The following is a 13745-nucleotide window of genomic DNA, read 5'->3' on the forward strand; positions in this document are numbered from 1 at the left end:
GCGGAATTCAACCGTTTGCGTGCCTGATGACTAACTCTGATTTTGCCCCGTATGCTACTACCGGGGCGGTAGCGCACGGGCGCCCCCGTCAAAAGGGGCTATTCCAGCGTGACAAGCTAACTTTTTAGGGCTGCTCATTTTTCATTACATTGGTAATGACGAGTAATTCGGTGGCGATGTCAATGCCGATGAACCGGGCTACCGGGGCGGTAGTAAGAGTCCATGTTGCTAATTAGTTTTGAGTTTGTAGTCAACTTATTGCTTTTAGTCGACCGGCAGCGGCCGACCGACTTTTGTGAGTCTTCAACCCTTATTTATATGGCTCGGTCCACCCCGCCGAGTCAAGGGCAATTAGAATGAAGTGGGGACTAAATCAGCCCATAGGGCATAAACCTGGCCAGAGACGGTAGGGAAGCCCGCTCGGTTGTCTGTCTGGCAAGCTAGCTAAATCTTGGTTTCTTACCAGCCCTCAAACCTAAAAGCCGGAGCGGTTTGGCCACAGTCATAACATCGGTAACGTTGAGTGCCAGCGCGAGTAGTACCATACCGGGTCCACCGGTGCGGTTTGATGTTATGGATTTGACCACTAGGCTTACAAGGGACTGCCGCAACGGCGGACCGTTTCCAAAACCATTTACAAATATAACCCATCCAACGCAGTTAAGCCATTACCGTCGATTTCGCAAAATAAAAATCAGAATGGTAAGTGGGCCTACTTTTTAACTTAATCCGAGCCATGAAATCACTAATTAATTGTAATTCATAAGGGTAGTACTTTTAAAACTTAAACCGATTAAGCTTCACGTTCACTTCTAGGATCTGTCAAATTGATCAAGCGAGGGATTTTCCGCAGGACCGCCTTAGCAAATGGCCGCCGGTGCCGTATGAAACGGCAAAATTACCCGATAAGTAGCTTTTAGGTTCCAAGCGAGAAGTTAAATGCCACTTTTGAACCATCTGGTGCTATCGCAAGAATTTGAATCGTACCACTTTGAGCAGAGAGTAAAGCCCGATCAATATCTCTCGGATTATTAATGGGCTGGCTGTTAATAAAAGCGATAATGGTACCGGGCGGAATGCCAGCCTGATCAAAAAAACCTTTCCTGTAAACCTTGGTGACCAAAACACCAACACTTAAATTAAAATGTTGTTTGATTTCAGCAGTAAGCGGAGCGAAACTAGCGCCAAGCCTATTATAAATATTCTGTAGCGCCCTATCATTTTTAGGTTCCGTTTTGGCAGTTTTTACCACAGCTTCACTGTGTAAGGTAGCAGAGACCGTAGCGGTAGCGCCTTTGCGCTGGTAGGTCAATTGGATGGTATCGCCTGGTTTTTGTCTGGCTATTCGTTCAGAAAACTCAGTGGACGAATTGATTAAAATTCCATTTATGCGTTGAATAATATCACTTTTTTTGAGGCCGGCCTCAGCCGCTGAACTTTCCTTTTGCACACCCGTTATATAAACCCCCTTGACCAAAGCAGGATTGAGACCTAGCTGGATCAGGTACTGGTCTTCGGCAGCTGGTGAGGGAAAGGCAACACCCAACACTCCTCGTTTAACCATCCCAAAGTTTTTTAAATCATCCAAAATCTTTTTTGCCAGGTTTACAGGTATGGCAAACGCATAACCCGAATAACTGCCGGTTTGCGAAGCTATGGCTGAATTAATACCGATCAATTCTCCGCTGGTATTAACCAGGGCACCTCCGCTATTGCCAGGGTTAATGGCCGCATCGGTTTGAATAAATGACTCTACAGCCCTATTACCTTCGGGAGCCTCACTATGTTGACTGGTAGTGCCATCTGGCCTGTTGATGATGCCTATACTTCTGGCTTTGGCACTTACAATGCCTGCCGTAACGGTTGTATTGAGCGAAAGGGGGAACCCTACCGCTAAGACCCATTCGCCTATCTGCACCTTATCCGAATTTCCAAATTTTACGACAGGAAGATTTGTCGCATCTATTTTTAGAAGTGCCAAATCCGTATTGGGATCACGGCCAACCAAATTGGCCCTATACGTTCGTTTGTCAGGCAGTATGACATCGATAGCCGATGCGTTTTCAACCACGTGATTGTTTGTCGCTATAAACCCCTCTGGGCTTATAAGTATACCTGATCCTGATGCGCCATATGGTGAGGAAGCTTTGAAATGAATTTTTATATGCACCACTGCCGGCATCACCATCGTTGAGGCCGTTACAAAATTTACCTTGTTATTGGACGTATTGACAGGGCTGTTTACCGTGTTTGCGGCAACGACCTTTTCTGCTGGCGGAGTTACAGTGTCATTTGTACTGCCACCTTTATCTGCCCTTCGCTTATCGGTACAACTAATGGCTACACTTGCCAGCATAATGAATAAAACCGGAAGAAGGATGGTATTCGATGTATTAATATTCGGCATAAGTAGTATTCAATAAAAAGGCTAATTAGAAGACATAAACAACCAGCCAGAATCGGTTAAAAGATTGGCCTCGTACGCTGTACTTAGCTGTTTTAAGACATCGTATTGCGGGCTGTTTTAAAGCTAATCAACCGAGGCCTTTACAGTAATTTCTGCCCAAAAAACTAGATCAAAAGCACTCAATTCGGTAAACCTTAAAATGGTGAAGAAATTGAACGGTTTACTTACTAGTTTTGAGAGTCAACAATCTACGAATCCACCGTGGCTTCGTTTTGCGCTGAAGACCCAATGAATACAATTAGTAGACTGGATTTCAGAAACGTGTGCGCAGGCAGACTTAAAATTCCCAGAGATTGTGCTCAGTCTCCATCAGTTCATACTCCAGCTGATACGACTTCAGCAGCCCCCCTCTATCGCCGTACAGACCTACCAAATCCAAGTCGTCTGGGTTAGCCACTTTGGTAATGCGGCCATAAAACAGACGTAGATCGAACGCATCAGCCAAATTCTTGTGCTGGGCTTGATTCTTCACGTTATACCAAATGAACTTCCTTGGGTCCGAGCGGAACAAACGGTCTAAATCCTTATACTTGAAGGTGGCAATCGGCTTTTCGAAACCGGCCTGATTTTTATCTGCTGGCAGCAGCAGGGTTACGGTCTGAATGTCGTGATACAGCCGCGAACGCTTGCGGTCGAAAATCCAGTCTTCCTTTAGCTCCAGAAGGTTCAATTCTTTGGGGAAATATTCATCCCCCGTTAATGTGTTGGTCGCTACACCCACCGTATCTTGCTTAGGCTTTTCAACTTCCGGATTAGCCGTTTTACCCTTCTTACCCTTTATCGGCTTCACAGTCGGCACCTTTTTCCGGGGTATGCCCCAACCAGTATCGGCGGCCAGCTTTTTGTCTTCTTTCGCTGGCCGATCCCATCCGTCGGCAGCTGCCCCGCTTTTACCCTCTTCGGCAAAGCCAGCCGCTTTTTCCTCCGCTGACAATCCACCGGCTGTGTTTGGCATCAGCAGGTTATCATGGAATTGCTTAGCCGTCAGCTTTGTGGTGCAGGAATCGTTTGTATAAGCCTCGAGCAGACCTGCTTTGACGGCCTCCACCAGATACTTCGAAATCTCGTTGTTCTTAGAGAACATGGGCTGATTCTGCTTCTCCCTGAGGTCGATTCGTCGCCAAAGCGTTTTCTTCAACATAATGTCGATCTCGGGAATAGGCCGGAGCGAGAAGGGGGTAGTGCCGGTGCTGGGCTTCTCTTGGGCCATAGCTATGCTGCTAACAACGGCTAGCATAGTGGCAACCCTAGTTATTAAATTCAGTGGTTTCATGGTCGAGCGCTTGTGTTGAGTGTACGGTACGGGGTTATAAGGTCAAACCAGGATTTCTTTGCAGAATCGTGCCGCACCCCAAGGGCCGACCGATGGCGTCGCCGATAAATCCTCATTAGATCACAGAATCAGTACTATCGCCGACGTATCCGGAGTAAAGCAAATAGATAAGGCCTAGGTAAGAGGGTGAAAATGGTAAGTTGTCCAGCTAATCGGCCGTTACAAATAGCCGTTCATTTCTCAAGCGCACAAATGACTGTTCCTGTTTTAATAATCTCAACTAAGCTTCCTGTTCGAATTTGTGAAGTGTGCGTAGCAGATCAATAATTGGCTTTCTACAATGTGCAAATTGTAGAAAGTCAGTACCAATAAGTAAAAGTAGGTTTCACTCTTTGAACAAACTATGACAGCGGTCAGCGGAGGACATGACCGTTTACCTGTACCAACTACTCAATCAGATTAGCTATCCTTATTTAACTAATCTTAGGGTTGCAGCTACCAATATGGATAAACGACTTTAGGCGTTTGTAATCGGAATGCCGAACAAGCTTGATGAATTACTTACTTCTACTGCTCGTTCGATAATCATCATAGTCATGCATGACTCCGATCATAGATGGGCTGGTAGGAATTGAATACGTTTGCGGATTGATCACGATAGCAGACGCCAATCGGGGGATTATGGCCAACCCATATTCCCTAATGCTCATGAAATTTACCTACCCATCAGTCGCGTTTGCACGCATTATCAGCACCATCAAACGTTGTTGCTATCATGCCCTTAGTTACCGGGATCTTGCCGAGAAGGAGTGTATCAACGAGTACGTAAATCAGGCGCTAAACGGACAGGACTTACTCTTCTGGAATCGCTTACGAGTTCAGGAAAGAGCAGCTTTTGTTGCTAATGCGGATTCCCTACCCGATGATGCTGTATCCCTTCGTCGATTTAATCTTCTCCTACAGCGATATAAACGGGAAGGAATCGCCTATTATCGATTCTGGAAGCAGGCCCAGGCAACCATCCGCAAGGAACTAGGCGTCAAAACAAAACAAGTCTAATTACTGCCTAGGAATACTATCCGGACTTGTATACTACTCTATTCGGCCTAATTGGCCACGATCTGTACACGAGGGCGAGTAAAGACATTTGCCAGTTAACAAGCTAACCAACCCCACTAATCAGGGTTGTTTCAACGGTGCACATTCGGCTTGTTTGATTGGAAACAATTAGTAGTATGTCCACACCTATGAACCATCATAACCCACCGTGACGGTAGTCATAGATGTTGCCCATAGACAGGCCTACTTTTACGACGCTACACTATCAGCTCCGTATCAGTTGTACGTATTAACTGGTTGATGTATCCCACCCCCTGTCAATCGTATTTATCTACTTTTAGCCAATTGTCCACGGGATTTACGCCAATGAGTATACTGCCAGATCTCTCATCATCGCTACCGGATAATCGTTCAGCCTATCATGGACCTGTTACATCAGCTGTACGAGCGCCCCTGGTTACTGGTAGCAAAACCTACGCCGATGTTACTCAGGATGTCTGTAAACAGGTTGAAGGCAAACCAACCCGGGAGTGGTACATCGCTTTTGCGATAGCACTGACGGTGCTGTTATACGGAACAGCCTGCGTATTCTGGACTTGGTGGACGGGTCTGGGTGTCTGGGGACTGAACAAAACCGTGGGCTGGGCATGGGATATTACCAACTTCGTCTGGTGGGTAGGTATTGGACACGCGGGCACCCTGATTTCAGCCGTTTTATTGCTATTCCGCCAGAAATGGCGGACATCCATCAACCGATCCGCCGAAGCGATGACCATCTTTGCCGTCATCTGTGCGGCTATGTTTATCTTTCTGCACATGGGGCGTCCCTGGCTGGCTTACTGGTCGCTGCCGTTGCCCAACACATTTAACTCCCTGTGGGTAAACTTTAAATCGCCCCTGGTCTGGGACGTGTTTGCCATCAGCACCTACTTCACCGTATCGTTGGTATTCTGGTACATTGGCTTGATCCCGGATCTGGCCACCATCCGGGACCGGGCCCAAAGCAGGGTTTCCCGCTACATCTATGGGACACTGGCCCTGGGTTGGAATGGGTCGGCCAAGACCTGGGCTCGCTATGAATATGTCAGTTTGATTCTGGCGGGTATCGCAACGCCACTGGTTTTATCGGTACATACGATTGTGAGTATGGACTTTGCTACGGCGTTAGAACCAGGTTGGCACACCACCATTTTTCCACCCTATTTTGTGGCAGGCGCTATCTTTTCAGGCTTTGCCATGGTTCAGAACCTGATCCTACTTATCCGGGTAGTATTCAGGCTGGAGGATTACATCACCGTGGAGCACATCGAGTCCATGAACAAGATCATTATTCTGACCGGATCTATTGTGGGCGTGGCGTATCTAACGGAGCTGTTTATGGCCTGGTATTCAGGCAATGAGTTTGAACAGTACGCGTTTTACAATCGGGCCATGGGCCCCTACTGGTGGGCGTATGCGACGATGATGACCTGCAACGTCATTACCCCCCAATTGTTTTGGTTTCGCAGTATTCGCCGGAGCATCGTCTGGTCCTTCGTGCTGGCCATTGTCGTTAATATCGGGATGTGGTTTGAGCGGTTTGTGATCATCGTGAGCTCGCTACACCGGGATTATCTACCCTCCAGTTGGGCCATGTTTCACCCGACGCTCTTCGACATCAGTGATTTTCTATTTACGTTCGGCCTGTTCTTCACCCTGTTTCTGTTGTTTGCCAAGTTTTTGCCCGTAGTGAATATCGCCGAGGTGAAAGCGATTCTGAAGTCTTCGTCGGCGCAACTACCAGTCCCCGCTTCCGGTGTTGATAGAGAACGACCACTGTTGACTCGGCCTGCTACCGAATAAGCGTAACATCATCGTAATGGGCTAGTCAATGATAATTCCTGGTTTAGTAGCAACCATAGTATGGAAAAATTCCCCAACAACTTATTGAGTCGATTAGAAAGCAGACTTTTCTTACCATCTGGAAAAGAAGGGGTTAATTAATTATCATTTTTTGGGTAATGACAGAAATCACCTTCTTCCCTGGCTTCTGCACATTGTTCATGACCTATCAAGACCATCTTCAAATAGCCAATTATGAATAAATCGATGAACTTGATAAAGCCGAAGTCTAGTCTCTGGTGGATACGGTATATGCATGATATAAGCTATACCCTGATGGGGGTGATTCTTTTGATTCACCCCACGAAAGCCTCTCCACTTACTACTGGTTTATTGGGCAGTTTACTTTTATTGGCCGGGTTGAGTACAAGCTGGCTAAGCATGCGTCGGCGACAGTTGAACCAACCCAACGACTATTGGCTTCTGCTGTCCAGCGGTCGGAATACACTGTTTGGCGTAATGCTGTTAGCGAATCTGGGTAAGGCTTTACCAACCGTCATCAATTTATTGGGAATGTGGGCCATTCTGTATGCCTTCCTGCAAGCCCTTGAAGCGATGTTCTACTTCCTGGGTACCCGCACCAAGGGGGGAACTGATTTCGAGGTTCAGCTAATTCACGTTTTATGCGTGTTGATTTCGGGTGGATTTGCCTTTGTTCTCCTCATGCAACCGGTAGGTATCGCAGCTTCGCTACGATTTGTGGGTCTATTTCTAATTGTCCTGGGTATCATTCAAAGCGCACTAACCCAGCGGTTGAAAGCAACTTCGGCCTGAGCTGTGTACACAACGATAAGGGTCGATTTCAAGCAAGGCGACCCTATCCTACACTCTAAAAAGTAATGTGTACCTGGTGGGTAAAGGTGTATTTGACGGACAGTCCCCTATCAATTAGGACTGATTCATTGAGTGACAAACTAATCCAGTTAACCAGACAACCTGACCTAGACGTATTGATCTAATCAACTTATTTTCTGCAAAACGTCTTTAGGATCTGCCAGACAGGACATAGCCAGCCGGGCAATCGAATTATAGCCTTTTGCTCCATCTCGTTTAGGTCTCGGATTTCTTTTCCAATACCGGGGGTAATCGCCGCAGATTTGCTTATCGTCAAGACCTGCGATGTGTAGAGGCTACGATGCCCCGACATCAAAAAACTAATCACACAGGAGACGGCTGCGTAGGGCGCTACGGTAGCACCAAAGAGTTCAATGGCCAGGATGCTCGTTGCAATGGGCGTATTAGTGGTTCCGGCCAATACACTCACAAAGCCAATGGCCGCAAAGGTAGACCGGTCTCCACCCACCAGATCAGCATAGAAGCTTCCCGCCGTTGCCCCAATGAATAGAATCGGCGTAATAACACTGCCACTGCGGCTGATAGTAAGGGTAATGATGGTAAAAATAGCCTTCAGAATAAAGGCGTATCCAATGACGGGCAGGCCTTTTATGCAGCCTTCCATCAGTTCCAGGCCTAGTCCCAGATAATCCCGGGAAAACAGCAGGGTAAGCCCGACCAGTAGCAAACCACCCAGTAATCCTTTCAAGGGGCGCCAAATGGGAATAGTATTCGTAAAGGACGTACTACTTTGAATAGCCCGGATCAGGGTATAGGCACATAAGCCGAAGAAAATACCACCTGCCAGTAGGCGGATGAAGAAACCCCGCTCAAAGGCGGGAACAAAATGCAACGGATAATAGAAAAAGGAAATACCTAGGGCCGAGGATACCTGATAGGCTGTAATGGAAGCGACAAAGGCGGGTAGCAGGACATCATACAAAATGACACCTACTGCCAACACCTCGATACCAAACAACGCACCCGCTAACGGAGCCCCAAACACGCACGAGAAGCCTGCACAGAAGCCGCAAAGAACCATCTTTCGGCGATCAATGTCATCCACCCGAAATAGATTGGCGCACACACTACCAAGGCCCGCTCCGATTTGCGCACAGGGACTTTCTTTACCTGCCGAGCCGCCCGTTGCCAGAATCAATGCTACGTTGACGACCTTGGTTGGAATGAAACTACCTTCAATCCTACCGTAATTTTTGTTGATGGCCGCAATTAGGGCGTCGGTTCCCAGGTGTTTTTTCAGCACAAACTGACTGAGCAGATTAGCGATAAAAAAACTCAGGGGCAGGAAATAAAAAACGTGTTGGTAATGATTGCTCAGGTCAATGACGTAGTGAATGAAGAGAATAAAGCCCGAAGCGACACAGCCTACCAGAACACCGATCAGACTGGAGATTAGTAGCCATTTAAGAACGCTTAAAAATAAAATTACCTCTTCATTTACGCGCATGTTTTGTTTATCTATTAGGTAGCTCCCTTCCTGCTGACAAGCTCTGAAGAGAAGCGTGTCCAGTACTCCTCGTTCACAAATGTAGTATGAGGCTAGCTAACGTTTCGGTTTATTCAGATATACGCAAATCGAGAAGAAATGGGTAGCTGGGTTTTAGAAATTAGTTCTTCATCAAGAATAATCATACCTTATCGGAAAGTTGATGGCACCAGTTTATGTCGATTATTCAGAAAATTCTCTTCTATTTTTTACTGCTGTGTGGTAGCTTGTTAAGTATAGTTACGCTGGGTTCACTGATCTATAACAGTTCCCTCTGGTTTCTGCAAGTGCTTAATTTCCCGAGGGTAGAGGTTCTGATGGCGTTGAGTGTATGCCTGGCTATTTTTCTGCTTTTACCCAAAAAGCGGGCTGTGACCGCAAAGATTTTTGTAGCAGGCTTAATCGTTTCCATTGGTATTCAGGCCTACATCCTTTTTCCGTATACACCCCTCGCCAAAAAAGCGGTTGAATCGGCTTCGGAATCCTCTCTGGATAGACAACGGGTCTTCAGTATTGTGGTCGCAAATGTCTGGATAAAGAACCGCCAGGCCGATGAATTGCTGACCATTATTGCCGATAAAGACCCAACCTTCGTCCTGACGATGGAGGTGAACGACTGGTGGATACAGCAACTGAACGTACTGAAAAAAAAATACCCTTATAGCCTTACGTTTACAACGGATAACGCTTATGGTATGGCCCTGTATTCAAAACTTCCCTTCAAAAACCACCAGATTCTGTTTCTTAACCACGATAAGGTGCCTTCGTTCAGAATGAACGTTACGTTGCCAGACAGCACTACGTTTCAACTGGTTGCCCTTCATCCGGTAGCACCGGCTCCCAGTAGCCAATACCCAACGAACATTGGTGGCAAGGAAGTGGCGCTGTTGAAAGCAGGTCATATGATTGCCCGGAATACCCTGCCAACCGTAGTAGCCGGGGATTTTAATGACGTTGGTTGGTCGCACAATACGACTCAATTTTCGGCTATTAGTGGTTTGCATGATGTCCGGTACGGACGAGGTATGTTCAATACGTTCGATGCGCAGTCCTTATTTATGCGCTGGCCGCTGGATTACGTATTTGTTTCCCACCAATTTAGGGTTCTTTCGGTCGAGCAGTTACCAGAATTTGGCTCGGATCATTTTCCGTATTACGTACAGGTAACCTTACAACCGTAAGGTATAAGAGAGCCCAATCAGTATAGCAAACAAACCCATTACATCAGTTTTCTTTTGTCTACTGATTGGGCTTAGGCAACGCTAATTCGACAGGAGGTAGTTAATACCGAAACAGGGCTGCCATATCGACCGGCTCCTGATTTTTCAGCAGGTTAACCTCATCCATGACGTATACCTGGCCACCATTACGGAGGGTAAGCAGGGCTATTTTCTCGACCAGTGATTCGTCGCCATCCTGCTTTTCATCGTGGATAGTCGCCTTTACCGTATTCTCGTCGAAATGCCCCCAGAGGCTGGCCGCTGTTTTTAGAAAAAGCGCATCGATACGTCCGGTTACGGCAGCTTTCAATAACGCACGGGCGTCACTCGACACCATTTCGCTACCGCTGCTGTTCTGATACTGGTTAATACGTCGCTGTTTGTCCTGTTCAATGGAATCACCGAGCAGTTCCTGCGCCATCTGGTGCAGTTCCTGTGGCTGCGTATGGTCGAAATTTCCCGTCAGGCCCTCTTTATGGAGGTGCGGATACGTGTTTATGTCGTGATAGATCGGCTGAAAATACGCTACCGATGCCAGCACAAGCGGCAGATTCTGCGTACTCATCATCTCAACGATGGCCGCATCGATCAATCGAAAATAATCGGCCAGCAGGTGATCTTTTTCCTTCGTATCCTTATCCTCGTTGCTGGCGTACATCGTCATTGCACCATTCCGCCCGTTGGTACGTCCCTGCAATTCCTCGTCAAAGTCGTAATATTTAGTTACGTCTTCCAGTCCCGATGGCATCGAATCTACCAAATCGAGGGGTGCAATGGTGTATGTATCGGCTTTGAAGAGACTAACCCCCTTTTTACTAATCTGCAACAGGCAATACACAGGGGATTGTTGAGCAAAGGGAAACAGCGGTTGCAAATGAAATTTGGCGTCGAGCCAGCTACTGTTTTCCAGGGGGATCGGACTATGAAAGATGGCGAAGAAATCAGGATTTCGGAACACGGCAAGTCCTTGTTGCTGGTGCCGCCAGAATGGCGTATCATCCAGCAGCGCTTCCAGCGGACGCAACAGACTGGTGATCTCGTTGCTGCGGAACGACTGGGCTTCAAGAGTCTGCCGGATACGCTGAATGTGATTTTTAAACGCTAGTATATCCTGCCCTTCATTCACTTCTTTCCCACGCTGGTGGGTCGGAATAAATAGCGAGATCGATTGCGCGTGCGTCTGCATGGCCAGATCGAGTAAGATGTCTTTATCGACATGTTCCAGATTGATACCGTTGAGTTGTTGATCGGTCATCATATAGCGTTTTTGTTCCTAGCTTAAATTGATTGTCTGGGCCCGGAACCCAAAAGTAGCCTTGACAAACAGCTATTGCTATGACGCCTGTCAAGGCCTGTTATGATGGTTCACAGTTTTCCGGAACAGAGCTGTAGTGTGAATCAAACAAGTTTATTTTCATTTACGCCAACATACAAATTCGTGTTCCGGCCAAACGGTCTACAAGGTAAACAACAGGCCCACCGACAACGCCTGGCTGTACTGAATGTTAAAATCCTGGTCCTGATCATACAGCACTACTCCGCTTAACGTAGCGTTGAGCAGTTGATTAATCTTGCCGGTCAGCGTGAAATCAAGCCGATGATCGGTTGCTTTCAGGTTACTGTAATCAGCAAAGAACAGGTAGCGAAATTTGAGGTTGACGTTCTGAGCAATATCCTGATCGTAGTTAAAAATCGCCTGAAACGCTAATTCCGTTCGCACGGTCTGATCAAGCGGTACGCCATAATTCCTCGTCACATACAATCGAACCGCCGGGTCGGTCACAAATGTCTGTCGAACGGTAAGGCCCCCCAGTCGCAGATCAAACACATCATTAGGCTCATACGAAAGCCCCAGGGATTCTGTCAAATAAGCGGGCGCAAACAGGTTCGAGATGGGATTGGCCTGCTCCTGACCCGAGGGCAGCGTAACATAGTCGTAGCCCGGCGCAAACTGCGTGAGTAGATTCAGTGACCCAAACCATTGCCAGCGGGTATTGATCCGATACCCAGCTTTGGCATCCGCGTATAAGCGGTCGGTATTCTTCCGTAGGGTTTGTTGGGCATTCTTGACGATACCATACTGCAACTGCGTACTGGCACTCCAGTTGAAGCGATTTCGGCGATAAGACAGACGTGCGTTCAGTAACAACCCCAGCGCAATTGAATTAACACCTCCGCCCTTCCAGTTTCCGCTAAATGAGCCCTGATTGAGATTGAAACCAGCCTCCAGCTTATGCCGCCAGTACGTAGAGTCGGGCCGCACGACGACACTGTCGACGGTGTTGCCCTGATCGAATAATTTTCGAAGCGCGGGCAGCGTATCCGTCTGGCCGTAGACTGACCCCACACCCATCAGCCATAGCAGTAAACATGAACAAAAAAGAGACCTGTACTGACAACTCCAGGGACTGATTCTGCCCGTTGGAGACATCTTTGCCAGCGCTATCGGGTAAGTCATGTTTTTGATTCCAGCCGGTCTTTGACGTACAGTTCCTCCACAATAATCATCAGAACGGCAATCAGCGGAGACGCGAACAGCACCCCGACCAGACCCACCAGAATGCCCATCAGGACTTGCCCGAACAATAGTAGCGCGGGGGGCAATGATACAAATTTTTTATCCAGCAAAGGCGTCAGTACGTAGCCTTCCAGCGACTGTACCCCCATGTAGAGGGCGAAAACGTACAGCAGGTATTCGGGGCCCTGGGGTAAGGCCACCAGCAGGGCCGGTGCCAGCGCCAGGTAAGGACCCAGGTTGGGAATGAAGTTCAACACCCCGGCAATGATGCCCAGAACAATGGCGAATGGAACACCCAGCAACGCCAGTCCACTTCCGGTCACTATGCCCACCACCGTCATGGTAATGGTCCGACTGATAAACCAGTTTTTAAGCGTCGAATAACATTTATCCAGTACGTCGAGCAGCCGATTCCGATAAGACGGGTTGAACAACCGCACGAACCCCTTCCGATAATTGCCGGGATTGAACGCCAGGTAAATCCCGGTGATGATCACAATCAGTACGTTGACCAGCCCGCCCAGCGTACCCGAAAAAATACCCGTTAACTCCGAAAGAACGCCCTTGCCTGGCCCGCCTGAGGAGAGCATGTCGCCTGGATTTTCCGGAATGCCATCCAGCAATTTCTTTCCCCACTCGGTTTGCTGTAACGTCGTTTTTAACTGCTCGACCGACTTCGGCAGCGATTCGGCCAGGTCACTGGCCTGCTGACTGACGGTTGGGGCCAGCCCCCAGATGGTGCCCCCGATTAAGGCGACTAGCAGGAGCAGTACGACAGCCACCGAGGGCCCATACGACAATGGGGTTTTGTGCTGGATAAAATGAGCCATGGCACTGATAACCACCGCGAACGTGATCCCGCCAAATACCAGAAAGAAAAAGCTGGCTGCATAGCCAATCAGCCAGAACAGGGCTGCTATCAGTAGCGTAATGAAGGCCGCCGTAGCCACCCGGCGTGAAAAAGAAGAGGAATGCTCCATTAATAA

Annotated in this window: 11 protein-coding genes; 4 read left to right on the forward strand and 7 right to left on the reverse strand. The window is 47.9% G+C overall.

Going from position 1 to position 13745, the window contains the following annotated elements:
- Nucleotides 1-459: 459 nt before the first annotated feature.
- From ACYVGO_RS29115 to porN, 3 genes are all read right to left on the reverse strand, one after another.
- Nucleotides 460-651 carry an IS1/IS1595 family N-terminal zinc-binding domain-containing protein gene (locus tag ACYVGO_RS29115; RefSeq protein ID WP_460972297.1) on the reverse strand — a complete coding sequence of 64 codons (192 nt, stop codon included), beginning with the start codon at nt 649-651 and terminating at the stop codon, nt 460-462.
- A gap of 265 nt (nt 652-916) precedes the next feature.
- On the reverse strand, nt 917-2407 hold the full coding sequence (locus tag ACYVGO_RS29120) for a trypsin-like peptidase domain-containing protein (protein ID WP_460972298.1): 1491 nt from the start codon (nt 2405-2407) through the stop codon (nt 917-919).
- A 337-nt stretch (nt 2408-2744) separates the two neighbouring features.
- The gene (gene porN / locus ACYVGO_RS29125) at nt 2745-3740 is read right to left on the reverse strand and encodes a type IX secretion system ring subunit PorN/GldN (RefSeq protein WP_460972299.1); all 996 of its coding nucleotides are present in this window, start codon (nt 3738-3740) and stop codon (nt 2745-2747) included.
- Nucleotides 3741-4340: 600 nt separating this feature from the next.
- Here porN and ACYVGO_RS29130 point away from each other — a divergent pair.
- The 3 genes from ACYVGO_RS29130 (at nt 4341) to ACYVGO_RS29140 (ending at nt 7454) form a co-directional block, all read left to right on the forward strand.
- On the forward strand, nt 4341-4799 hold the full coding sequence (locus ACYVGO_RS29130; protein ID WP_460972300.1) for a hypothetical protein: 459 nt from the start codon (nt 4341-4343) through the stop codon (nt 4797-4799).
- Nucleotides 4800-5165: 366 nt separating this feature from the next.
- Complete coding sequence (gene nrfD, locus ACYVGO_RS29135) at nt 5166-6641, forward strand: NrfD/PsrC family molybdoenzyme membrane anchor subunit (protein WP_460972301.1); 1476 nt, start codon at nt 5166-5168, stop codon at nt 6639-6641.
- Between the two features lie 246 nt (nt 6642-6887).
- A complete protein-coding gene (locus ACYVGO_RS29140) occupies nt 6888-7454 on the forward strand; it encodes a DUF308 domain-containing protein (RefSeq protein ID WP_460972302.1) in 567 nt (188 codons plus the stop codon).
- A gap of 190 nt (nt 7455-7644) precedes the next feature.
- On the opposite strand, the gene ACYVGO_RS29145 is transcribed toward ACYVGO_RS29140, so the two are convergent.
- On the reverse strand, nt 7645-8982 hold the full coding sequence (locus ACYVGO_RS29145) for a chloride channel protein (RefSeq protein ID WP_460972303.1): 1338 nt from the start codon (nt 8980-8982) through the stop codon (nt 7645-7647).
- 215 nt (nt 8983-9197) lie between these two features.
- Here ACYVGO_RS29145 and ACYVGO_RS29150 point away from each other — a divergent pair, with 215 nt between their 5' ends.
- The gene (locus ACYVGO_RS29150; protein WP_460972304.1) at nt 9198-10202 is read left to right on the forward strand and encodes an endonuclease/exonuclease/phosphatase family protein; all 1005 of its coding nucleotides are present in this window, start codon (nt 9198-9200) and stop codon (nt 10200-10202) included.
- A 100-nt stretch (nt 10203-10302) separates the two neighbouring features.
- On the opposite strand, the gene ACYVGO_RS29155 is transcribed toward ACYVGO_RS29150, so the two are convergent.
- The 3 genes from ACYVGO_RS29155 to ACYVGO_RS29165 all read right to left on the reverse strand — a co-directional run bounded on the left by ACYVGO_RS29155 (nt 10303) and on the right by ACYVGO_RS29165 (nt 13739).
- Entirely contained in the window at nt 10303-11499 is a 1197-nt protein-coding gene (locus ACYVGO_RS29155; protein ID WP_460972305.1) for a baeRF7 domain-containing protein, read from the reverse strand.
- Between the two features lie 198 nt (nt 11500-11697).
- The gene (locus ACYVGO_RS29160) at nt 11698-12699 is read right to left on the reverse strand and encodes a DUF3078 domain-containing protein (RefSeq protein ID WP_460972306.1); all 1002 of its coding nucleotides are present in this window, start codon (nt 12697-12699) and stop codon (nt 11698-11700) included.
- A complete protein-coding gene (locus tag ACYVGO_RS29165) occupies nt 12696-13739 on the reverse strand; it encodes an AI-2E family transporter (RefSeq protein WP_460972307.1) in 1044 nt (347 codons plus the stop codon). The genes ACYVGO_RS29160 and ACYVGO_RS29165 overlap by 4 nt, the downstream gene beginning before the upstream one ends.
- Nucleotides 13740-13745: the final 6 nt, after the last annotated feature.

The sequence above is a fragment of the Spirosoma migulaei genome (assembly GCF_054776855.1).

Excerpts from the sequence above, each read along its gene's own strand:
- ACYVGO_RS29115 (WP_460972297.1), bottom strand. The coding sequence starts at position 651 with ATGGGTTATATTTGTAAATGGTTTTGGAAACGGTCCGCCGTTGCGGCA.
- ACYVGO_RS29120 (WP_460972298.1), bottom strand. The coding sequence starts at position 2,407 with ATGCCGAATATTAATACATCGAATACCATCCTTCTTCCGGTTTTATTC.
- porN (WP_460972299.1), bottom strand. The coding sequence starts at position 3,740 with ATGAAACCACTGAATTTAATAACTAGGGTTGCCACTATGCTAGCCGTT.
- ACYVGO_RS29130 (WP_460972300.1), top strand. The coding sequence starts at position 4,341 with ATGACTCCGATCATAGATGGGCTGGTAGGAATTGAATACGTTTGCGGA.
- nrfD (WP_460972301.1), top strand. The coding sequence starts at position 5,166 with ATGAGTATACTGCCAGATCTCTCATCATCGCTACCGGATAATCGTTCA.
- ACYVGO_RS29140 (WP_460972302.1), top strand. The coding sequence starts at position 6,888 with ATGAACTTGATAAAGCCGAAGTCTAGTCTCTGGTGGATACGGTATATG.
- ACYVGO_RS29145 (WP_460972303.1), bottom strand. The coding sequence starts at position 8,982 with ATGCGCGTAAATGAAGAGGTAATTTTATTTTTAAGCGTTCTTAAATGG.
- ACYVGO_RS29150 (WP_460972304.1), top strand. The coding sequence starts at position 9,198 with ATGTCGATTATTCAGAAAATTCTCTTCTATTTTTTACTGCTGTGTGGT.
- ACYVGO_RS29155 (WP_460972305.1), bottom strand. The coding sequence starts at position 11,499 with ATGATGACCGATCAACAACTCAACGGTATCAATCTGGAACATGTCGAT.
- ACYVGO_RS29160 (WP_460972306.1), bottom strand. The coding sequence starts at position 12,699 with ATGACTTACCCGATAGCGCTGGCAAAGATGTCTCCAACGGGCAGAATC.
- ACYVGO_RS29165 (WP_460972307.1), bottom strand. The coding sequence starts at position 13,739 with ATGGAGCATTCCTCTTCTTTTTCACGCCGGGTGGCTACGGCGGCCTTC.